This window comes from Methylopila sp. Yamaguchi, assembly GCF_002897035.1.
GTDB lineage: Bacteria > Pseudomonadota > Alphaproteobacteria > Rhizobiales > Methylopilaceae > Methylopila.
This window is the reverse complement of record NZ_BAUX01000004.1, coordinates 1-20,698: the sequence shown is the minus strand read 5'-3', so window position 1 is coordinate 20,698 and position 20,698 is coordinate 1. Positions and strand designations below refer to the sequence as shown.

Below are 20,698 nucleotides of genomic sequence, written 5' to 3'. Positions count from 1 at the left end.
CAGCAAGAGAACGTTCTAGAACCGGCATCCTAGAACCGGAAACCCCGTCATGCTGAAGAGCCCGCGTCAGCGGGCGTCTCGAGGCGCGCGCGTCGCGGACGTTCCTATCCAAATCCCGCGCAAAGCTGAATCAGCGGCCGCCGTCTGAGAGTCGGCGCAGCGCGGCTGCAGAGTGGCGGCAAGGCTTCGACGCCGCAACCGGCTATTCCGCGGCGTCGGGCCGAAGATCCTCGTCCAGGGCCTCGACCGCCGGCCTCCGCGGCGCTGGCGCTTCCCCGGCTCCGGCGTCACCGCGCGATGGCCCGTCCTCGCCCATCCGCGCCAGCAGCTCGCGCGCCTGATCGGCCTCGCGCTGGCGGTTCCACAGGCTCGCGTAAAGACCGCCCTTCTCGAGCAGCTCCGCATGGGTCCCGCGTTCTGCGACCCGCCCCGCCTCCAGCACCAGGATCTCGTCGGCCGCGACCACGGTCGACAGCCGGTGCGCGATGACCAGCGTGGTACGCCCGCGGGCGACGCTCTCCAGCGCGTCCTGGATCTCCATCTCGGTTGCGCTGTCCAGCGCCGAGGTCGCCTCGTCGAGGATCAGGATCGGCGGCGCCTTGAGGATGGTGCGGGCGATCGCGACGCGCTGCTTCTCGCCGCCGGAAAGCTTCAGGCCGCGCTCGCCGACCTCCGTCTCGTAGCCCTTCGGCATGGTGCGGATGAAACCGTCGATCTGGGCGAGCCGGGCCGCCTCCTCGACCTCGGCGTCGCTCGCGTCCCAGCGGCCGTAGCGGACGTTGTAGCGGACGGTGTCGTTGAACAGCACCGTGTCCTGCGGGACCATGCCGATCGCGCCGCGCAGGCTCTCCTGCGTCACCCGGCGGATGTCCTGCCCGTCGATGGTGATGCGGCCGGACCCGACCTCGTAGAATCGGTAGAGCAATCGCGAGATCGTGGACTTGCCCGCGCCCGATGGCCCGACGATCGCGATCGTCTTGCCGGCCGGCGCCTCGAACGACACGTCCTTCAGGATCGGCCGTTCCGGATCGTAGGCGAAGGACACGTTCTCGAAGCGGATCGTCCCGCCGGAGACGGCGAGCGGGCGGGCGTCGGGATCGTCCGCGATCTCCGGGTCTTCGCCGAGCACCTTGAACATCTGCTCGAGGTCGGTGACCGACTGTTTGATCTCGCGGTAGATGAACCCCATGAAGTTCAGCGGCACGTAGAGTTGGATCATCATGGCGTTGATCAGCGCGAAGTCGCCGACCGTGTTGCGGCCCGCGCGGATGTCGCCCACCGCCATGACCATGCAGATCGTCAGTCCCGCGGTGAAGATCAGCGCCTGCCCGGTGTTGAGCCAGGCGAGCGAGGTGTAGGCGCGGATCGAGGCGGCCTCGTAGCGGCCCATCGCCCGGTCGTAGCGGGCGGCCTCGCGCTCCTCGTTGCCGAAGTACTTCACCGTCTCGTAATTGAGCAGGCTGTCGATCGCCTTGGCGCTGGCGTCGGTGTCGTTCTCGTTCAGCGCCCGGCGAATGCCCAGCCGCCACTCGGTCGCCATGTAGGTGAAGCCGATGTAGACGACGACCATCGCGCCCACGACCGCCGCGTAGACCCAGTCGAACTGGTAGGCGAGCACGCCCAGCACCAGCGCGAGCTCGAGGATCGTCGGGATGACGGTCAGCAGCGCGGTGCGGGTCAGCGTCTCGATGGCGTTGCGGCCGCGGTCGACGATGCGGCTGATGGCGCCGGTGCGCCGGCCGAGATGGAACCGCAGCGACAGGCGGTGGATGTGCCGGAACACCAGCAGCGCAAGCCTGCGAACGGCGTGCATGACGACCGCCCCGGTGATGCCGTCGCGGAGCTGCGCGAGGCCCACCATGGACACGCGGCCGATCCCGTAGGCCACCACCATCACGATCGGCGCGCCGAGCGCGAAGGCGGCGAAGCCATCGCCGGCCGGCGCGGCCTCGCCGTTCGCGATCCGCGTCAAGGCGTCGGTCGCCCATTTGAAGCCGTAGGGCACGATGACGGTGACGAGCTTCGTCAGCACCAGAAGCACGACCGCGAACGCGATGCGCCGTTTCAGGTCCGGCCGGTCGCCGGGCCACATGAAGGGCTGCAGGACGCGCATGGTCCGGAAGAAGGCGAAGCCTTCCGCGCGCACTTTCGTCCCGGCCGGATCCAGCCCGCTCATGCAGAGCGGCCGGAGCGCGACGGCGGCCGGGGGAAAGAGGCGTTTACGAAGGTCATGTGAGGCCGGAGTTAGGGCGCGCGACGCCGAACCGCAAGCGGCCGGTCCGTCTCGCGGTCAGCGGCCCGCCGCCGTCAGGGGCGCGCCGGCGGCGTCTGTCCGTCAGCGGATTCGTTCGGAAGTACGAAGACTTGGCCAGGATAGATCAAATTCGGATTGCGGATCTGGCCGTCGTTCGCCTGATAGATGACGGTGTAGCGCGCGCCGGCGCCGTAGTTCGAGCGCGAGATGCGCCAGAGGCTGTCGCCGCGCTCGACCTTCACCGCGCCAATGGCGCCGACCACTGGGTTCGCGGCGTCGGAGGCAGGGGGAGCCGGCGTCGCCGCCGCCGTCTGGGGAGCCTCCGAGGTCGCAGCGCCGGGGGCTGCGCCTGCTGACGGCTGGGCTTCAGAACGCTGGGCTCCCGAGGGCTGGCCCGCCGGGGCGGCGTTGGCGAGGGGCGCGCCCGCCGTGGGCGGTCCGGCGTAAGTGAAGGTCGCCTCGGCGCGGGCGACGACCCGCGCGCTCTTCGGATCGAGCTGGTCGGCGCGGACGACGTAGGAGCCTGGCGCCAGGCCGCGCTCGACGCGGAGCGACCAGCGGCCGTCGCCGCCGATGGTGGCCGACGCGACGGGCGCATTGTTGAGGTAGAGCCGCAGGCGGCCGTCCGCCGGCCCGGAGCCCTGCGCGAAGAACCGGCCGTTCTCGGTCTCGACCGCGATGATCGCGAGCTTGCCCCCGGCTGACGCGCGGGGGCCGTCCGTCAGCGCCGCGGACGGCGTCGAAGCCGGCGCGCGGGCGGGGTCGGCTGCGGCGGCCACCTTCGGTTCGGCCGGAGGCGCTTCCGGGCGTTGCAGGATCTGCGACGGCGCGCCGGGCTTGTTCAGCACCACCACGACGTCCTTCGACGGCGGCTTCGGCACCGACACGGTGAGGGTCTGATCCGAGACGATGGTCTTCCCGTCCGGCTGCGTCACCGTCAGGCCGATCTGGTAATCGCCGGGCGGCAAAGGCGCCGGCGTCATGGCGAACTGGCCCTGCGCGTCGGCCTTGGCGCTCTCGTGCGTCTTGCCGTTCGCGGTGAGCGCGACCGCGCAGTTCGCGACGCAGCGCCCGGCCACCACCATCTCGCCCGACGGCTCCACACGCACCACGTCGAACGAGGGCTTGGCGGGATCCGCCGGCGCGCGGGCCGCCGGAGCGGTCGGCGACGGGGCGGCCGCGGTCCCGCCCGGCGGCGTCACAAGCGCTGGAATCTCCGGAACCTTCGGCGCGGCGGCCGGCGCGTCAGGCTGCGGCTTGAGCGCGGCGGAGGGGGCGCCGGGCGCGGGCGCAGGACCGGGATCGGCCGGCCGCTCGGCCTGCCGGGCCGGAGGGGTCGGAGCGGAGGCGCGCTGCCAGCCATAGACGGCGACCGCCACCGCCACCACGACGAAGCCGGCCGCAAAGCCCCGTTTCACCGCCTGATCCATCGTCCCCACACGTCCCCGACGTCCCGCGGGCGGCCGCTGCACCCCGCCGGACCGTCACACAGACTTCAATCGCACTGTCCTACAACGGCTTAGTTCTGCGTGCACGACTCTTTGGTCTCGCTGATCAAGCGATGAAACAGCGGCGCGATCCTCGCCGGATCGTCTTGACCCCGCCATGGTCCAACCCCCAAATCCAAAGCATGAACCGAATCCAGACTGTCTGCGTCTATTGCGGCTCCAGCCCCGGCGCCCGCCCCGAACACATCGAAAACGCCACGGCGCTGGGGGTTGCGCTGGCCAAAGCCGGGGTCCGGCTGGTCTACGGCGGCGGAAACATCGGCCTGATGGGGGCCGTCGCGCGCGCCACGCTCGCCAATGGCGGCCACGTCACGGGGATCATTCCGCAGTTCCTGGTCGATCGCGAGGTGATGCTCGGCGACGTCCAGGAGCTCGTGGTGACGGCTGACATGCATGAGCGGAAGCGCCTGATGTTCGAGCGCTCCGACGCCTTTGTGGCGCTGCCCGGCGGCGTCGGCACGCTCGAGGAGCTGGTCGAGCAGCTCACCTGGGCGCAGCTCGGCCGCCACGACAAGCCGATCCTGATCGCCGACCTCGACGGCTTCTGGACGCCGCTGCTGACGCTGATCGAGCACATGCAGACCGAAGGCTTCATCCGCCAGGGCCTCGATGTGCCGTATGTCGTCGCGAGCAAGATCGAGGACATTCTCCCGATGCTCGAGGCCGCTGTTCCGGTGCTCGAGGCGCTCGGCCCGGAAGAGGACGAAGAAGCGCTCGAGCGGCTGTAAGGCGGTTCGTCAGAACGGCCGCGCGCGTTTGCTCGCCCGCCACAGGCGGAGCAGCCTGAGCCAGATCGCCGGCCGCGCGCGGGGGGCGAACGGCTGGTCGGCCCGGCGGTCGAGGGCTTTCAGATCGCCTTCGATCAGGGCGAGCGGGAGAAAGGCCGGCGCCGCGACGGGCTCCAGCGAGTCGAAGGCGGCCCGGGCGCTCGCGAGATGACCGCGGGCGAGGCTGGACAGCTCCCGGAGCAAGGCCGCGAGGCCAGGGCTTGCGCGCCAGGCGATCACGTCCTCCCGCCGCACGCCATGCGCCGCCATGCGGTCGGTCGGCAGCAGCAGCTGTCCGCGCGCGGCCTGCGCCGGGAGCCCCGACAGCAGCCGCGTGAGGCCGAGCGCCACCCCGCCATGGCCGGCGACGTCGGCGCCGCCGGGGTCCTTGCCGCCCGCGAGGATCAACGTCGCGAGGCGAAGCGGGACGGAGTGGGTCTCGCCGAGGCGGGCGGTCAGTTCGTCGACCGAAGCGATCGGATCGTCGTAGAGATCCGCGATGCGGGCTTCGGCCAGCCCGTCCAAAGCCTGCCGCGGCAGGGCGCCGTGGCGGATGGCGGCTTCGAGCGCGCGCATGACCGGGTCCGCCATGGCGTCGGCGCGCTCAGGTTCGGCCAGCGCGTCGCGCCGCCACTGCAGACGGATTTCGCCCGGCATAGGATCGGAGACGACGTCGCGCACCCGGGCGAGTTCGAGGTCGTAGGCCGCAAGCGCGACGAGATGCGGCCGGGCGGCGGCGGGCGCGAACAGGCTCGCCGCGTAGCGGTCGAAGTCCAGATCGCGGACGAGGCTCCCCACCGGGTCCTTCGACAGGTCTTGGGACGGCTCGGTCAAAGGCGGCTCTCCGGCCCCAGCCCGCGTCAGGCGACGGCGATCAGCGCCGCGGCCACGCGGCGCTTCTCCGCGATCAGGATGTTCCAGGTCCGCGCCGCGGCGCCGGTCGCCATGGTCTCGACCACCAGCCCGGCGGCGCGCAGCGCCTCGCGCACGGGCTTACGCAACGGCGCGATGTCGCCCCCGGTTCCGACGAGCAGCGTGTCGATCCCATCGGCCTCCGCGATGACCCGCGCGAAGGCCGCCTCGTCGAGCTCGGACGCGTGGGCGACGGGCCAAGCCCACATGCCGGACGGCAGCGCCAGCAGCGAGCCCCGATGGGACAGGTCGGCGAACCGGAAGCCGCCGCCGCCGTAGGCGTCGATCAGATGCGCGCCAGGCAGATGGCGACCGTCGTCGGAGGCCGCCATCGACTCAGGCGCGAACCTGCGCCGCCTTGGCGTCGGCCTCCGCCTTTGCGTCCGCGGCTGCGCGCGCCGAGGTCTTCACCCCGAGATAGATCAGCATCGGGGTCGAGACGAAGATCGCCGAGTAGGTGCAGATCAGGACGCCGAACAGCATCACGTTGGCGAAGCCCTGGATCGCCTGGCCGCCGAACAGCACCAGCGCGAGCAGCGACAGCGCCGTCGTCGTTGCGGTCATCACGGTGCGCGACATGGTCGAGTTGATCGACAGGTCGAGCAGCTCCTCCGTCGGGATGTTCTTGTACTTCCGCAGCAGCTCGCGCGTGCGGTCGAACACCACCACCGTCTCGTTCAGCGAGTAGCCCACGATGGTGAGGATCGCCGCGATCGAGGTCATGTTGAACTCTTCCCGCGTGATCAGGAAGAAGCCCACCGTGAGCACGATGTCGTGCAGCGTGCCGATGACCGCGCCGATGGCGAGGTTCAGCTCGAACCGGAACCAGAGGTAGACCAGCACCGAGACGATCGAGAGCACCACGCCGAGCGTGCCGGACTGCACCAGCTCGCCCGACACGCGGGGGCCGACGGTCTCGACCCGGCGGATCTCGTAGTCGTTCTGGAACGCCGCGCGGGCCTTCTGGACGAGCGCGCTTTGCGCTCCCTCGCCGCCAGGCTGGGTGCGAAAGCGCACCGAGACCTGCCCGCCCTGGCCGAACTCCTGCACCTCGACTTCGCCGACCTCGAACGAATGCGCGGTGGAGCGCACGGCCGCCAGGTCGGCCTGGCCGGACTTCGCCTGCATCTCCATCAGCGTGCCGCCGGTGAAGTCGATGCCGAAGTTGAGGCCGACGGTCAGGAACAGGACCACCGTCGTGACGGTGATGAAGGCCGAGAACGGGAAGCTCAGCACCCGCCAGCGGACGAAGCGGAACTTGCTGTCGTCGGGGAACAGTCGGATCAAACGCATGACCGGGCGCCCCTCAGAACGGCATCGTGGTGGGACGGGTGCGGCGGTACCACAGCGCGATCATCAGGCGCGTCATGGTGACGGCGGTGATCACGGTCGTGAGGATACCGAGCAGGAACACCACCGCGAAGCCGCGGACGGGGCCCGATCCCAGCAGGAACAGGATGATGGCCGCGATCGCCATGGTGGAGTTCGAGTCCACGATGACCGCGAAGGCGTGCTTGAAGCCGCTCTCGATCGCCGAGACCATGCTGCGCCCGGCGCGGAACTCCTCGCGGATGCGCTCGTAGATCAGCACGTTGGAATCGACCGCCGTGCCGATGGTCAGCACGATGCCGGCGATGCCGGGCAGGGTCAGCGTGGCCCCGAGCAGCGACATCAGCGCGAAGATGAACACCACGTGCACGACGAGCGCGATGTTCGCGAAGAAGCCGAACACGCCGTAGGTCGCGAACATGAACACGATCACAAAGATCGCGGCGACCCAGGTGGCGCGGGTGCCCGCGGTGATCGAGTCCTGGCCGAGGCCGGGGCCGACGGTGCGCTCCTCGACCACGTTCAGCGGAGCCGGCAGCGCGCCGGCGCGCAGCAGCACCGCGAGGTCGTTCGCGCTCTCCACGGTGAAGTTGCCCGAGATCTGCCCGGAGCCGCCGGTGATCGGCTCGTTGATCCGCGGCGCGGAGATCACCTTGTTGTCCAGCACGATCGCGAAGGGTCGCCCGACGTTCTCGCGCGTCACCTGGGCGAAGGCCTGGGCGCCGCGGGTGTTGAACTTGAAGGAGACGATCGGCTGCCGGTTGTTCTGGTCGAAGCCCGGCTGGGCGTCGGTCAGGTCCTCGCCGGAGACGATGACGCGGCGCTCGACCACCACGGGGATTCCCGGATTGCCCTCGCTCCCGCCCTCGTACATCAGCTCCGAACCCGCCGGCAGCGGTCCCGACGGCGGCTGGCCGATGGGGAAGTTCGGGTCGACGAGCCGGAACTCGAGCTTGGCGGTCTGGCCGAGGATGTCCTTCAGCCGCTGGGGATCGGCGAGGCCCGGCACCTGCACGAGCACGCGGTCGGCGCCCTGGCGCTGGATCGAAGGCTCGACCGTGCCGAGTTGGTCGACGCGGCGGCGGATGACCTCGAGCGACTGGTCGACCGCCTGACGGACGCGGGCTTGGAGCCCCTGATCGGTCAGCGTCGCGGTCGCGACGTTCGCGTTGCGCTGTCCGACCTCGAGGTCGAGCTGACCGGTCCCCGGCGAGAACGCCGAGCTTCCGATCGGCTGGGCGAGCGTGCGGAGCCGCTCCTGCGCCTTCGCCAGATCGTTGGGATCGCGCAGCGTGACGGCGACCGTCATGCCGTTGAGGTCGATCCCGGTCGTGCCGATGCGGGCTTCCCGCATCACGCGCCGCGCCTCTTCCTGGAGGCCGATCGCGCGGCTCTTCCTCAGAGCTTCGCCGTCGACTTCGAGAAGCAGTTGCGAGCCGCCCTGCAGGTCCAGGCCCAGCACGATGGTGCGGGCCGGGAACCAGCTGGGGTAGCTATCGCGCACGGACTGCGGCAGCACGTTCGGCAGCGCGAAGATGACGCCGAGCAGGCAGAGGGCGCCGATGGCGGCCGTCTTCCAGGTGGAGAAGTGGAGCATGCTGTCGCGCGGCCTCGCCGTCTCAAGCCCGATCGATGACGATCAGGCCGCGTCGGTCTTCACGGGTTCGCCCTTGGCGCGGACTTCGGCGATCATCGCGCGGGACAAGCGGACGCGCACGTTGTCGGCGATCTCGACCTGCACCTCGGAATCGTCAGTGACCTTAATCACTTTTCCGATCAGCCCGCCGGAGGTCACGATCGTATCGCCGCGGCGAACGTTCTTGATCATCTCCTGATGCGCCTTCACCCGCTTCTGCTGCGGACGCAGAATCAGGAAGTACATGATCACGAAGATCAGCAGGAAGGGCAGGATCTGGATCAGGAAGTCCGTGCCGCCGGGAGCCCCCGTGGCGGCCTGGGCGAAAGCGGGAGTGCTGAACATCTTAGGCTCCGGTGGCGGGGTTTTGCGCCTCGCTCAGGGGAGCCGGCTTCAACCTTCGCGGAAAAGCCGGAGCGCGCGCCCCGGCGAAAGCGCGCGGACTATAGCCACGGGCCTTACGAAATCAAATCACGGGTCGGATGGGACGCGCCTGCGCCCTTCGTCGAACAGGCGGCGGCCGGGGAGCCGCCATGCCCGCGCCGTTGTGGACGCGTCTCCCGCCCCGCGATAACGACGGCCGCAGGCTTCGCGCCCCGTAACCCAGAGGCAAGCTCCGTGTCCGATCCGTTCTACTCCATGCCCGCGACCGACACCCGCGACGCGCTGCTGCTGCGCATCGCCGAGGCGCTCGACCGGCTGTCGCCGCCGAAGGCGCAGACGCCGGACTTCGACGCCGCGGACGCCTTCGTGTGGAACGCAGGCGAAACGCGGCTGCAGCCGGTGCCGGCGGTCTCGCGCGTCGACCTCGTGCTGCTGAAGGGCATCGACCGGGTCCGCGACCAGCTTCTCGACAACACCCTGCGCTTCGCGCGGGGGCGGCCGGCGAACAACGCCCTGCTGTGGGGCGCGCGCGGCATGGGCAAGAGCTCGCTGGTGAAGGCCGCGCATGCGACCGTCTCCGCCACGCTGGTCGCCGAGGGCAAGGCGCCGCTGAAGCTCGTCGAGATCCACCGCGAGGACATCGAATCGCTCCCGGTCCTGATGGGCCTGCTGCGGCCGGCGCCCTACCCCTTTCTTCTGTTCTGCGACGACCTGTCGTTCGACGCCGAGGACACCTCCTACAAGTCGCTGAAGGCCGTGCTCGACGGCGGCGTCGAGGGCCGGCCGGCGAACGTGCTGCTCTACGCGACCTCGAACCGCCGCCACCTGCTGGCGCGCGAGATGATCGAGAACGAGCGCTCGACCGCGATCAACCCGGGCGAGGCGGTGGAGGAGAAGGTCTCTCTCTCGGACCGCTTCGGCCTCTGGCTCGGCTTCCACCGCTGCAGCCAGGACGAGTACCTCTCCATGGTGAAGGGCTACGTCGACCATCTCGGGCTGACCGCCGATCCGGAGCAGCTCAGGCGCGAGGCGCTGGAATGGTCCACCACCCGCGGCTCCCGCTCCGGCCGCGTGGCGTGGCAGTTCGTCCAGGATCTTGCGGGGCGGCTGGGGGACTGACGCGCGGGGCCACCGGGACTCCCGGCGGAGCGGGGTATCCACGATCGGGCCCTCTAGCGCGCCGCGAGCGCGTCATGGCCACACAAAAGCGCGGGCATGACGGCGCGATCTGAATCAATCCGCGGGCCTGGGCCTTGAAAACGCGAAAACCCGGAGGGCCTCTCGGCCGCCCGGGTTCGCAATGTCGGATCGGAGCGCGGCGTTAGATGCCGGCGAGGTGCTGCATCGGGTCGACCGCCTGGGCGCCCTTGCGGACTTCGAAGTGGAGCTGGGGCGAGGTCACGTTGCCCGTCGAGCCGGACTTCGCGATGACCTGGCCGCGGCGGATGGTTTCGCCGCGCTTCACTTCCAGCGCGCTGTTGTGCGCGTACGCCGTGACCCAGCCGTTGGAGTGGCGGATCAGCACGAGATTGCCGAAGCCTTTCAGCTCGTTGCCGGCGTAGGCCACCACGCCGTCGTCGGAGGCCTTCACGTCGGTGCCTTCCGGCACCGCGAGGTTGATGCCGTCGTTGGTCGCGCCGCTCGCCTTCGAGCCGTAGCCGGAAATCACGCGGCCGCGGACCGGCCAGCGGAAGGACGGGCCCGAGGGCGCCGCTTCGGGGGTGGCGTCGACCTTGATCGACGCGGTCTTGACCTGCTCGGACGGCTCAGGCGCGGCGCTCGGCTTGGTCGGCGCGCCGGCGAAGGCGCGGGCCTGCGGCTCGGCGCCGGGGACGCTCGGCTTCAGCGCCGGCGCGGCCTGGGCCGTGCGGGCCGCCGGGGCCGCGACGGGCGCGACCGGGGCGGCGACGGGAGCCGCGCCCTTGGGCTGGGCGCCCTGGACGAACTGCATCTTCGGCTCGCGGCCGTTGACGGCTGCCGGCGGAGCGACCGGCGCCACCGGCTTCACGGCCGCCATCTGCTGCCCGGCGCCCGGCACCGAGAGCTTCTGGCCGCTGCGGACCATGGTGTCCGAGGAGATGTTGTTGGCCTCGGCCAGAGCCGTGCGGCTGACGTTGTACTGGCGGGCGACGGAGGACAGGGTTTCGCCGGGGGCGACCGTGTGAACGCCGCCGCGGGCCGGAGCCTGCGCCGCCGCCATGCGGGGAGCCTCGACGGTCTGAGGGGCCGCGGCGACGCGGGGAGCCTCGACGACCGGGGCCGATGCGCCCATGCGGGAGCCGCCGCTGGAGTAGACCGGGATCACGACGCGGGAGCCGGGGCCGACGGCGCTGGCGCTCGACAGGCCGTTCGCCTGCATGATGGCGCTCGCCGGCACGCCATAGCGCTGCGACAGGGTGTGGACGCTCTCGCCCTGTGCGAGCGTGACGGTCGATCCGCCCTCGGCGCTCCAGTTGGAGGACGCCGCGGAGACGGACGGCGCCGGGCGGGCGATCGCGGTGCGGGACACCGACGGGATGGAGCCGGTGCTCTGCGGCTCATAGGAGCCGGAGCGGGGCTGGTTGTGGCTCTGCTGGCCGCCGAAGCCGCGCATCGGCGCGGACTGGGCGGGGCTCGGCGCGCCGAGCGGCGCCCGCTCGATGCGGCTGGTGGGAGCCGCCTGGACCGTGCCGGTGTAGCGCGGCTCGGCCGGGGCCCGGTACGTCGGCTCCGAGGACGAGGCCGACGCGAACGGGTTGGAGAACGGGGACTCCCCGAAGCGGCTGGAGTCCGAGCTGCAGGCGGCCACGCCGCTGGCGGCGAAGGCGATGAGAGCGGCCCGCGCCAGCAGCTTGGCGCGGAGGCACGGAACGACATTACGCATGTGGGACACTCGCAACGACTTCGACCAACATGAACGTAGTAAAGAGCCGTTGAGGTAAACATACGGTTAGCTTCAAGGCGAAAAGCCACGAAGGCGCCGCAAGTCTTTTCACAATGGGGCGAGCGATGGAGGGCGGGCGACGGCGCGACGCTCCGCGATGCCGATCGCAGCGCGCCGTCGCGGTCCCCGGCTCCCCCTGCGGAAGAGGGCAAGGGTGGGGTCGTCTGGGACGCCCTCGTCGATGTTTAGGACGCCCCCTCGCCCAGCGCTTCGCGCCGCCTTCTTCCGCAACGGAGAAGGGACGGCGCAAGCTGGCGGATCGCCTTTCAGAGAGCCGCAGCTCGGCCGGGAGTCATGGGAGACGCCCGGACGAAGCCGATGAGGCTGTCCTCGACGTCCCCGTTCGGGCCCTTGCGGAAGCGGGTGAGGCGCAGGCGGGCGCCCTGCCCGATCGGCGCGACCATCACGCCGCCGGGCTTCAACTGGTTGAGCAGCGCCGACGGCGGGGCGAGCACCGCGCCCGAGATCAGGATGCGGTCGAACGGCGCTTCGGGCGCGCGGCCCTGGAGGCCGTCAGCGGCGACGAAGGCCACGTTCGGCGCGCCTCCGAGCCGCTCGAGGCGCTTCTCCGCCGCCTCGACGAGCCCGCGCCAGCGGTCGATCGCGACGACGCGGCTCGCGAGGCTGGCGAGGATCGCCGTCTGGTAGCCGGTGCCGCAGCCGACCTCGAGCACGACGTCGGCCTCCCCGACGCCGAGCGCCTCGGTCGTCGCCGCGATCTGGAACGGCGATTCGAGCGTCTGCCCGCAGGCGATCGGGAGCGCGCGGTCGGCGTAGGCGACGTCGGCGTGCTCGGCCCGCACGAACAGCGTCCGCGGGATCATTTCGATCGCGCGCAGGAGGCGCATGTCGCGGACGCCGCGCGAGCGCAGCTTGAGCACGAGCTCGGCGCGGCGGGTGCGTTCGGCCTCGTCGCGCCCCTCGGTCATCGACTGCTCAAGCGTCGGCGAAGGCGGCGCGCAGGCCGTCGAAGGTGTCGTGGTCCGTCAGATCGATCTTCAGCGGCGTCACCGAAATCCGGCGGTCGCGGATCGCGGCGAGGTCCGTGCCCTCTCCGGCCTCCACCGGCGCCCGGCCGAAGGCGATCCAGAAGTAAGGCTGCCCGCGCCCGTCCTCGCGCTTCTCGATCCGCAGAAGCTCCTGGTTGCGCTTGCCCTGGGACGAGACGGCGACGCCCTGGACCTCCTCCGGCGCGCAGCCGGGGAAGTTGACGTTGACCAGCCGGTCGGGCGCGAAGCCCGCCTTGATGACGCGGCGGACGACCTCGGCGCCGTGGACCCGCGCCGAGGCGTACATGTCCTCGAGGTCGCGGGTGCGGTCGTAGTTCTGCGACAGAGCGATCGACGGCACGCCGAGCAGCGTGCCCTCGATGGCGCCGGCGATGGTGCCGGAATAGGTGACGTCCTCGGCGACGTTCTGGCCGCGGTTGACGCCGGAGAGGATCAGGTCCGGCCGCGCGTCGTAGAGCACGTGCCGCACGCCCATGATCACGCAGTCGCTCGGCGTGCCGCGCACGGCGAAGCGCTTCTCGCCGATCTGGCGCAGCCGCAGCGGGTCGCTGAGCGAGATCGAATGCGAGGCGCCGGACTGGTCGGTCTCCGGCGCGACGACCCAGACGTCGTCGGTCAGCTCGCGCGCGATCTGCTCCAGCGCCTCGAGGCCCTCGGCGTGGATGCCGTCGTCGTTGGTGAGGAGAATTCTCATGCGCAGGCGGCTCTCCGGTCGGTGCGTGCGTCGGCGAGCGCCATCACGCCCGCCCGATCGTCGTCAGCCCGCCCATATAGGGCTGCAGCGCGGCGGGCACGGCGATCGAACCGTCCTCCTGCTGGTAGTTCTCCAGCACCGCGACCAGCGCGCGACCGACGGCGACGCCGGAGCCGTTCAGCGTGTGAACGAAGCGGGGCCCCTTGCTGTCCGCGGGGCGGTAGCGCGCGTTCATGCGCCGCGCCTGGAAGTCGCCGCAGACCGAGCAGCTCGAAATCTCGCGGTAGGTCTTCTGCGCCGGCAGCCAGACCTCGATGTCGTATGTCTTGCGCGAGGAGAAGCCCATGTCGCCGGTGCAGAGCGTGATGGTGCGGAACGGCAGCTCCAGACGCTTCAGCACCTCCTCGGCGCAGGCGAGCATGCGCTCGTGCTCCTCGAGGCTCTTCTCCGGCGTGGTGACCGAGACCAGTTCGACCTTGGTGAACTGGTGCTGGCGGATCAGCCCGCGCGTGTCGCGGCCCGCGGCCCCCGCCTCTGCGCGGAAGCAGGGCGTGCCGGCCGTGACCCGCAGTGGCAGTTCCTCCTCCGACAGGATCTGCTCGCGCACGAGGTTCGTCAGCGAGACCTCGGCGGTCGGGATCAGCCAGAAATCGAAGCTCGTACGGAACTGGTCGTCGGCGAACTTAGGCAGTTGCGCCGTGCCGAACATCGCCTCATCGCGCACCAGCAGCGGCGGCGCGATCTCCGTATAGCCGTGCTCCGTCGTGTGGAGGTCGAGCATGAAGCCCGCGAGCGCCCTCTCGAGCCGCGCCACCTGGCCCTTGAGCACGGCGAAGCGCGCCCCGGACATGCGCGAGGCGGCCTCGAAGTCGATCAGGCCGAGCGCCTCGCCGAGATCGTAGTGCGCCTTGGGGTCGTGGATCTCGCGCGGGGTCCCGACACGACGGAGCTCGACGTTCGCGGTCTCGTCGGGGCCGTCCGGCACCTCGTCGAACGGGATGTTCGGGATTTCGGCCAGCGTCGCCTCGAGCTCCAGCTCGACCGCCTTCTGCTCGGCCTCCGCCGCGGGCGCGTCCAGCTTGAGCTTCGCCACCTCCTCGATCAGCGCGGCGGCGCGAGCTTCGTCCTTCTGCGCCTTGGCCTGGCCGACCTCCTTGGAGGCGGCGTTGCGGCGCTCCTGGATCGCCTGCAGGCGGCCGATGACCTCGCGGCGGCGTTCGTCGAGCGCGATCAGCCGGCCGCTCAGCGGCGTCAGCCCGCGCCGCGCGAGCCCCCGGTCGAAGCTCTCGGGATCGTCGCGGATCAGGCGGATGTCGTGCATGGAGAAACGGACCTAAGGGTTTGAAATCTCAACCAACCGGCGTCATCGCGTCGGAGGCGAGAACGCCCCCGGCCTAGTCCGGCGAACCTTCGGCCTTCTCAGCCTCCGCCCGCTTCTTCTCGACCATTTTCACGACGACGATCGAGGCCTCGTACAAAAGGATCGTCGGCACGGCAAGCGCGACCTGGCTGATCACGTCGGGCGGCGTCAGCACCGCGGCGATCGCGAACACCGCCACGATGGCGTAGCGCCGCTTGTCCTTCAGCCACTGCGAGTCGATGAAGCCGGCGCGGGCGAGCAACGTCAGGATCACCGGCGTCTGGAAGCAGATGCCGAAGGCGAAGATCAGCGTCATGACCAGCGAGAGGTACTCGCTGGTACGGGCGATCAGCTCGATCGAGGCGTGGCCGTCGCCGCCCGCCTGCTGCATCGACAGGAAGAACCGCATCGCAAGCGGCATCGCGGCGAAATACACGAAAGCCGCGCCCATCAGGAACAGCACGGGCGTCGCCACGAGATACGGCAGGAAGGCCGAGCGCTCGTTCTTGTAGAGGCCGGGCGCCACGAACTTGTAGATCTGGTTCGCGACGATCGGGAACGAGATGAAGCCCGCGCCGAACATGGCGAGCTTGATCTGCGTGATGAAGTACTCCTGCGGCGCCGTGTACTGCAGCCGGATCGCCTCGGCCGAGCCGGCGGCGATCTCGTAGGGCACGAGCAGCAGGTTGAAGATGTGCCCTGCGACGGCGAAGCAGACGCCGAAAGCGATCGCGAAGGCGAGAATCGAGCGAATGAGCCGCGAGCGCAGCTCGATCAGGTGCTCGATCAGCGGCGCCTTGGTGGAGTCAATGTCGGCTTGGCTCACGAAGCGGCGCTCGAAGAATGAGGAGGTTCGGCTGGCGCGGGGGACGGCGCGTGAGCAGGCTCGGCGTCCACAGGCCCTGCAGCGTCGGGTCCGGGAGTATGCGGCCCAGCGCCATTCGGCCCGGCGGGGGTCTCGATCCCCGACAGGCCGGACGCGACGACGTCCGGGCCGGTCTCGGCGTCGTCGTTCGTCGGAGCCGGCGCGAGCGCGGAGGGAATCGGCTGATCGTCGACCAGGGAGGACGCGGCCGCCTCGCCCGCCAGCGCCGAGGGCGCGGCCGGCTTTGCGTCGACCGCCTTGCGGATCTCGTCGCGGGCGATCTGGAACGGGTTCGGCGAGGACGTCGCCTTGGACGCAATGTCCTTCAGGCCGCTCACCTCGCGCTTGAGGTCGTCCAGTTCGGCCTCGCGCATGGCGTCGTTGAACTGGGTCTGGAACTCGCCGGCCATGCGCCGCACGGTCGCGACCATGCGCCCGACGTTGCGCAGCAACGCAGGAAGGTCTTTCGGCCCCACGACGACGAGCGCCACGACCGCGACGACCAGAAACTCGGACCAGGCGATGTCGAACATGAGGCTCAGCCCCCGTCAGGGGCGCTCAGCCGAGGCACAGCGCGCGGTGGACGCCGCCGCGGAGACCTCGACGTCAGGACTTGGACGTCAGGACTTGCTGCCGTCGACGCTGCCGACGCCGGGACGAACCTGGGCGTCCGCGCGATGCTCGATCGGCTGCGCCGGCCGGGACTGGGACATGCCCTCGGCGACGTCGTCGTCCTCGGCGAGGCCCTTCTTGAAGCTCTTGATGCCCTTGGCCATGTCGCCCATGAGCTCAGAAATCTTGCCGCGACCGAACAGCAGCATCACCAGCACGGCGACGACCAACCAATGCGTGAGACTCATGACATTTCCTTTCGAAGCGGCAGTCAGGACCTCGCCCGCACGCGAGCGTCCGGCGGCGCGCCGCCTGTCGTGTTCCGGAAACTAGGCGCCGCGTGCAACGAACACAAGACTTTCCGACGTATCGAATGTCACGCCGACGTCAGTTCCCGGCGATGCGTCTCCGCCGGGACGCGCCCGCGCCCTGAGCGGCTTCGTTAGACCATCGACTAAGAGATCGATCTGCTCCGCTTCGCCCAGGAATCGGCGCGCGACGATTCGCGCAGGCGTCCCCTCGCCTCGGACGCCGATGCGCAGACCGTGCGGCCGCACCGCGACCACCGCCGGGCCGTCCGGCACGCCGGCCGCGGGGAGGTCGCCCAGCGCGCAGGCGGCGCGGCCCGCGCGCACGACCGCGGGCAGTTCGTTGAGCTCCGAGAAGAAGCGCGCGACGAAGAGATCCGCGGGCGTCCGGTAAAGCGCCTCCGGGGCGCCGGCCTGCGCCACGCGCCCTTCCCGCATCAGCACGATCTCGTCGGCCATGCGCATCGCCTCCTCCGGATCGTGGGTGACGATCATCGCCGTCGCGCCGGTCTCGCGCAGCACGGCGACGGTCTCGTCGCGCACCGCGTCGCGCAGGCGCTTGTCGAGGCCGGAGAATGGCTCGTCCATCAGCAGCACCCGCGGCCGCGGGGCGATGGCGCGCGCGAGCGCAACGCGCTGCTGCTGCCCGCCGGACAGCTCCGTGGGATAACGGCCGAGATGGGCCGACATCCCGACGCGCGCGAGCGCCGCCCTCGCCCGCGCGTCTCCCTCGGCGCGCGGCAGGGTCTTGAGCCCGAACAGCACGTTGGCAAGCACGGTCATATGGGGGAACAGGGCGTAGTCCTGGAACATCAGCCCGACGCCGCGCCTCTCCGGCGGCAGGTAGTCCGGCCCGGCCGAGACCACCCGCCCGTCCAGCCGCACCGCGCCCCCGCCCGGCCGCTCGACGCCCGCCGCGATGCGCAGCAGCGTGGTCTTGCCGCAGCCGGATTCCCCGAGCAGCGCCACCACCGCGCCGGGTCGGACTTCGAGCGACACGTGGTCGACGGCGACGGCGCGGCCATAGGCGTGGAAGACGTCGTCGAAGGCGAGCGCCGCGGGATCGGCCCGGGGAACGAGCGGACGCGCGGCGGACGCAACGGCGTTCATCGCAGGACCGGCGCCGGTCGCCGCCGCTCGGTCGCCGCGCGTCGTTCGCTTGGGGCCTGCATCGGTCATTCCTCCCCGTCGCCGATCTCGAGCGCGGCGAACGGATCGTCCGCGCCCAGCGGCTCCTCGTCCGGCGCAAGGCCGGGATCGTCCGACGGCTGCGGCATGGCGAGCCCCGGCGGGAGCCGGGCGTCGAGAAGCCCCGCCGCCTTCAGTTCGTCAAGGCCGGGGAGGTCGGAGACCTGTTCAAGGCCGAAGTGATCGAGGAAGCCCGGGGTGGTGCCGAAGGTGACCGGGCGTCCCGGAGAGCGGCGTCGCCCGCGCAGGCGCACGAAGCCGGCCTCCAGCAGCGCGTCGAGCGTGCCCTTGGAGGTCGCGACGCCGCGGATCTCCTCGATCTCGGCCCGCGTCGTCGGCTGGTGGTAGGCGATGATGGCGAGGGTCTCGATCGCGGCGCGCGAGAGCTTCTTCGGCTCGACGATCGCCTCAGACAGCGACGCCGCCACATCCGGCGCGGTGCGGAAGGCCCAGGCCCGATCGACTCTCCTGAGGTTCACGCCGCGGCTGGCGTAGCGATGGGCCAGCACCCGCAGCGCGGCGCGCACGTCCGCGCCCTCGGGGAGACGCGCGGCGAGCGCCGTCTCCTCCACCGGGGCGCGCGCGGCGAACAGCACCGCTTCCAGGATCCGCAGGTGCAGCTCCGGCGCGCGGGCGACGTCGTCCGGGCTCAACGTGCCGCCGAATCCCTCAAGCGGCAGCGGCGGCTCGTTCGCGCCCCTCGGCGCGAAGCGGCTGTTCGGGTCGCGCTCTGTCACGACCGTTCCGGGGGCGTGGGAGCGAGCGGCTTGGCGGAGCGCACGAACAGCGGACCGAAGGCGCGCTCCTGGCGGAGGTCCATGCGTCCCTCCCGCGCCAGCTCGAGCGACGCGCCGAGGCCGGAGGCCAGCACCGAGGCGCGCAGTTCCGGCGTCATGAAGCCAAGCAGCAAGCCGTCGAGACGCGCCCAGTCAGCCGCGGGCCCGACGAGGCGCTCGAGCGCGGCGCGGGCTTCGGCCAGCGTCCAGTGCGGCCGCCGGGCGATGGTGACCGGCGCGGAGAAGGTGCGGGCGCGCTGGCGGGCGTAGGCCGACAGCAGGTCGTAGAGGCTTGCGGTCCACTGCGGGCGGCGCCCGTCGCGCTCCTCCGGCTCCTCCCCGCGTACGAAGACGTCGCGGCCGAGCAGAGGCCGGTCGACCAGCGCCGCGCCCGCCGCGCGCATCGCCTCCAGGCGTCGCAGCCGAAAGGCGAGCGCCGCGGCCACGATCTCCGCGGGAGGCTCGTCGTCATCGGCCGGCGGCTCGGGCAGCAGAAGCCGGGACTTGAGATAGGCGAGCCACGCCGCCATCACGAGGTAGTCGGCCGCGAGATCGAGCCGCTCCGCGCGCGCCGCCTCCACGAAGGCGAGGTACTGCTCGGCGAGGTCCAGGATCGACAGGCGCGCGAGGTCCACCTTCTGCCGGCGCGCGAGATCGAGCAGCAGATCGAGCGGGCCTTCGAAGCCGTCGAGGTCGACCACGAAGGCCGCGCGCGGCGCGTCGGGCCGCTCGTCGGCCTCGAACATGGGGTCAGGCCCTTCCACGCCGGGAACGGCCATGGATCTCGGTCTCCGGCGGCGTCAGGCCGTGGCGCGCTCGAGCAAGCGGTCGCGCTGGTCCGCGAGCGCCACAAGGTCGGTGCCGGCCGGTGTCGCGATCAGGGCGAGCGCCGCCGCCGCCCGTTCGGCCGAGCGGCCTTCGAGCCGCGGCGCCGCAGCCGCGACCTCCCGCATTTCGCCCATGTCCCCGTTGCAATGCAAGGCGAGGTCGCAGCCGGCCGCGAGCGCGCCCGCGGCGCTCTCGCCCACCGGGCCGGACAGGGCCTTCATGGAGAGGTCGTCGCTCATAAGGAGCCCGTCGAAGCCGATATGGCCGCGCACGATCTCGGACAGCACGACCGGGGACAGCGTCGCCGGGCGCTCGGGGTCGATGGCCTCGAACACGAGATGGCCGGTCATCCCCACCGGCGCGTGCTTCAGCGCCCGGAATGGCGCGAAGTCGCGGGCCTCGAGCGTCGCCCGATCCGCCTGAACGCGCGGCAGGTGGTAGTGGCTATCGACGGTGGCGCGGCCGTGGCCGGGCATGTGCTTAATCACCGGCAGCACGCCGGCGGCCAGCATGCCCTCGACCACCGCCTGCCCGAGGGCCGCGACCGTCTCGGGCGAGTCCGCGTAGGCGCGGTCGCCGATCGCCTGGGTCATGCCGTCGACCGGCAGGTCGAGCACGGGCAGGCAGTCGATGGTGATGCCCATGGAAAGGAGCTCGCCGGCCATCAGCTCCGCCCCGATGCGGGCGGCGGCGACGCCGGCCTCCGGATCGCGGGCGTAGAGTTCGCCGTAGCGCGCCGCGGGCGGGTGGGACAGCGCGAGCGGCGGCCGAATGCGCTGGACGCGGCCGCCCTCCTGGTCGATCAGCACCGGCGCGTCGGCGCGGCCGACGGCGTCGCGGAACTCGGCGACGAGAGCGCGGATCTGTCCGGGGGCGCCGACGTTGCGGCCGAACAGGATCAGCCCCCAAGGCTCGGCGTCGCGCAGGAAGGCGCGCTCGTCGGCGGTGAGGGCGAGGCCGGTGCATCCGACGATGAAGGCGCGCGCGGGCATCAGCGGTTCCGCCGTTCAGGCCGCGCGCTAAGCGCGGCCTCCAAAATCCTCCGCACGGGAGGCGTCAGTTGCGGGAGACGACGCAGTCGCCGCCGGCGGAGCGGAGGTTGTTGCAGACGGTCGAGGCCTGGCCGCCGTCGGCGAAGGGCCCGACCCGGACGCGGTAGTACGTGCCACGGTCGCCGACGTTCGCCGACTGGATGTTGGCGCCGTACTGGCCGAGCACGCCGGGGAACTTGCGCTGGAGCGCGGCGTAGGCGGCGCGGGCTTCGGCTTCGGACCGCTGCGAGGTGACCTGCACCACGAAGCCACCGGAGGCCGAGGGACGCGGCGCCGCCGCCGGGACCTGGGC

General features: G+C 71.0%; 21 protein-coding genes. 2 read left to right on the top strand and 19 right to left on the bottom strand.

Going from position 1 to position 20,698, the window contains the following annotated elements; genetic code table 11:
- Window positions 1-202: 202 nt before the first annotated feature.
- Together METY_RS05950 and METY_RS05945 are read right to left on the bottom strand one after the other, a co-directional pair.
- A complete protein-coding gene (locus METY_RS05950) occupies window positions 203-2,176 on the bottom strand; it encodes an ABCB family ABC transporter ATP-binding protein/permease (protein WP_103120474.1) in 1,974 nt (657 codons plus the stop codon).
- 131 nt (window positions 2,177-2,307) lie between these two features.
- A complete protein-coding gene (locus METY_RS05945; RefSeq protein ID WP_146035662.1) occupies window positions 2,308-3,672 on the bottom strand; it encodes a LysM peptidoglycan-binding domain-containing protein in 1,365 nt (454 codons plus the stop codon).
- Between the two features lie 212 nt (window positions 3,673-3,884).
- Here METY_RS05945 and METY_RS05940 point away from each other — a divergent pair, with 212 nt between their 5' ends.
- Window positions 3,885-4,490 carry an LOG family protein gene (locus METY_RS05940; RefSeq protein ID WP_103120472.1) on the top strand — a complete coding sequence of 202 codons (606 nt, stop codon included), beginning with the start codon at window positions 3,885-3,887 and terminating at the stop codon, window positions 4,488-4,490.
- Window positions 4,491-4,499: 9 nt separating this feature from the next.
- Here the strand turns inward: METY_RS05940 and METY_RS05935 are convergent, their stop codons facing one another.
- Genes METY_RS05935 through yajC form a run of 5 tightly spaced genes read right to left on the bottom strand, consistent with a single transcriptional unit; the run spans window position 4,500 to window position 8,751 of the window.
- Window positions 4,500-5,363, bottom strand: coding sequence for a phytoene/squalene synthase family protein (locus METY_RS05935; protein ID WP_103120471.1), 864 nt, complete (start codon window positions 5,361-5,363; stop codon window positions 4,500-4,502).
- A 26-nt stretch (window positions 5,364-5,389) separates the two neighbouring features.
- The gene (locus METY_RS05930) at window positions 5,390-5,773 is read right to left on the bottom strand and encodes an Mth938-like domain-containing protein (RefSeq protein WP_103120470.1); all 384 of its coding nucleotides are present in this window, start codon (window positions 5,771-5,773) and stop codon (window positions 5,390-5,392) included.
- 4 nt (window positions 5,774-5,777) lie between these two features.
- The gene (gene secF, locus METY_RS05925; RefSeq protein WP_103120469.1) at window positions 5,778-6,734 is read right to left on the bottom strand and encodes a protein translocase subunit SecF; all 957 of its coding nucleotides are present in this window, start codon (window positions 6,732-6,734) and stop codon (window positions 5,778-5,780) included.
- Window positions 6,735-6,747: 13 nt separating this feature from the next.
- Window positions 6,748-8,367 carry a protein translocase subunit SecD gene (secD, locus tag METY_RS05920; protein WP_103120468.1) on the bottom strand — a complete coding sequence of 540 codons (1,620 nt, stop codon included), beginning with the start codon at window positions 8,365-8,367 and terminating at the stop codon, window positions 6,748-6,750.
- Between the two features lie 42 nt (window positions 8,368-8,409).
- The gene (gene yajC, locus METY_RS05915; RefSeq protein WP_103120467.1) at window positions 8,410-8,751 is read right to left on the bottom strand and encodes a preprotein translocase subunit YajC; all 342 of its coding nucleotides are present in this window, start codon (window positions 8,749-8,751) and stop codon (window positions 8,410-8,412) included.
- 294 nt (window positions 8,752-9,045) lie between these two features.
- Between yajC and METY_RS05910 the strand changes: the two genes are divergently transcribed.
- Window positions 9,046-9,909 (top strand): ATP-binding protein, encoded by an 864-nt coding sequence (locus tag METY_RS05910; protein ID WP_103120690.1) that lies wholly within the window; start codon window positions 9,046-9,048, stop codon window positions 9,907-9,909.
- Window positions 9,910-10,111: 202 nt separating this feature from the next.
- Here METY_RS05910 and METY_RS05905 read toward each other — a convergent pair whose 3' ends face one another.
- From METY_RS05905 to METY_RS05850, 12 genes are all read right to left on the bottom strand, one after another.
- Window positions 10,112-11,653, bottom strand: a complete 1,542-nt coding sequence (locus METY_RS05905) for a peptidoglycan DD-metalloendopeptidase family protein (RefSeq protein WP_244593536.1) — start codon at window positions 11,651-11,653, stop codon at window positions 10,112-10,114.
- A 326-nt stretch (window positions 11,654-11,979) separates the two neighbouring features.
- Complete coding sequence (locus METY_RS05900) at window positions 11,980-12,642, bottom strand: protein-L-isoaspartate(D-aspartate) O-methyltransferase (RefSeq protein ID WP_103120466.1); 663 nt, start codon at window positions 12,640-12,642, stop codon at window positions 11,980-11,982.
- Between the two features lie 7 nt (window positions 12,643-12,649).
- Window positions 12,650-13,417: a 5'/3'-nucleotidase SurE gene (gene surE, locus METY_RS05895; protein ID WP_103120465.1), complete on the bottom strand. Its 768-nt coding sequence runs from the start codon at window positions 13,415-13,417 to the stop codon at window positions 12,650-12,652.
- Window positions 13,418-13,460: 43 nt separating this feature from the next.
- On the bottom strand, window positions 13,461-14,738 hold the full coding sequence (gene serS, locus METY_RS05890) for a serine--tRNA ligase (protein ID WP_103120464.1): 1,278 nt from the start codon (window positions 14,736-14,738) through the stop codon (window positions 13,461-13,463).
- Between the two features lie 73 nt (window positions 14,739-14,811).
- Window positions 14,812-15,603: a twin-arginine translocase subunit TatC gene (gene tatC, locus METY_RS05885; protein ID WP_103120463.1), complete on the bottom strand. Its 792-nt coding sequence runs from the start codon at window positions 15,601-15,603 to the stop codon at window positions 14,812-14,814.
- Window positions 15,600-16,175 (bottom strand): Sec-independent protein translocase protein TatB, encoded by a 576-nt coding sequence (gene tatB, locus METY_RS05880; RefSeq protein WP_103120462.1) that lies wholly within the window; start codon window positions 16,173-16,175, stop codon window positions 15,600-15,602. The genes tatC and tatB overlap by 4 nt, the downstream gene beginning before the upstream one ends.
- A gap of 87 nt (window positions 16,176-16,262) precedes the next feature.
- On the bottom strand, window positions 16,263-16,502 hold the full coding sequence (locus METY_RS05875; protein ID WP_020184702.1) for a twin-arginine translocase TatA/TatE family subunit: 240 nt from the start codon (window positions 16,500-16,502) through the stop codon (window positions 16,263-16,265).
- Between the two features lie 81 nt (window positions 16,503-16,583).
- Window positions 16,584-17,672, bottom strand: a complete 1,089-nt coding sequence (locus METY_RS05870; protein WP_103120688.1) for an ABC transporter ATP-binding protein — start codon at window positions 17,670-17,672, stop codon at window positions 16,584-16,586.
- A 65-nt stretch (window positions 17,673-17,737) separates the two neighbouring features.
- A complete protein-coding gene (scpB, locus tag METY_RS05865) occupies window positions 17,738-18,487 on the bottom strand; it encodes an SMC-Scp complex subunit ScpB (protein ID WP_103120461.1) in 750 nt (249 codons plus the stop codon).
- Window positions 18,484-19,305, bottom strand: coding sequence for a segregation and condensation protein A (locus tag METY_RS05860; protein WP_444849068.1), 822 nt, complete (start codon window positions 19,303-19,305; stop codon window positions 18,484-18,486). The genes scpB and METY_RS05860 overlap by 4 nt, the downstream gene beginning before the upstream one ends.
- 21 nt (window positions 19,306-19,326) lie before the next feature.
- On the bottom strand, window positions 19,327-20,346 hold the full coding sequence (gene nagZ, locus METY_RS05855; protein ID WP_103120460.1) for a beta-N-acetylhexosaminidase: 1,020 nt from the start codon (window positions 20,344-20,346) through the stop codon (window positions 19,327-19,329).
- A gap of 64 nt (window positions 20,347-20,410) precedes the next feature.
- Window positions 20,411-20,698 (bottom strand): SPOR domain-containing protein (locus METY_RS05850; protein ID WP_146035661.1); only part of this gene is annotated, 288 nt, incomplete at its 5' end.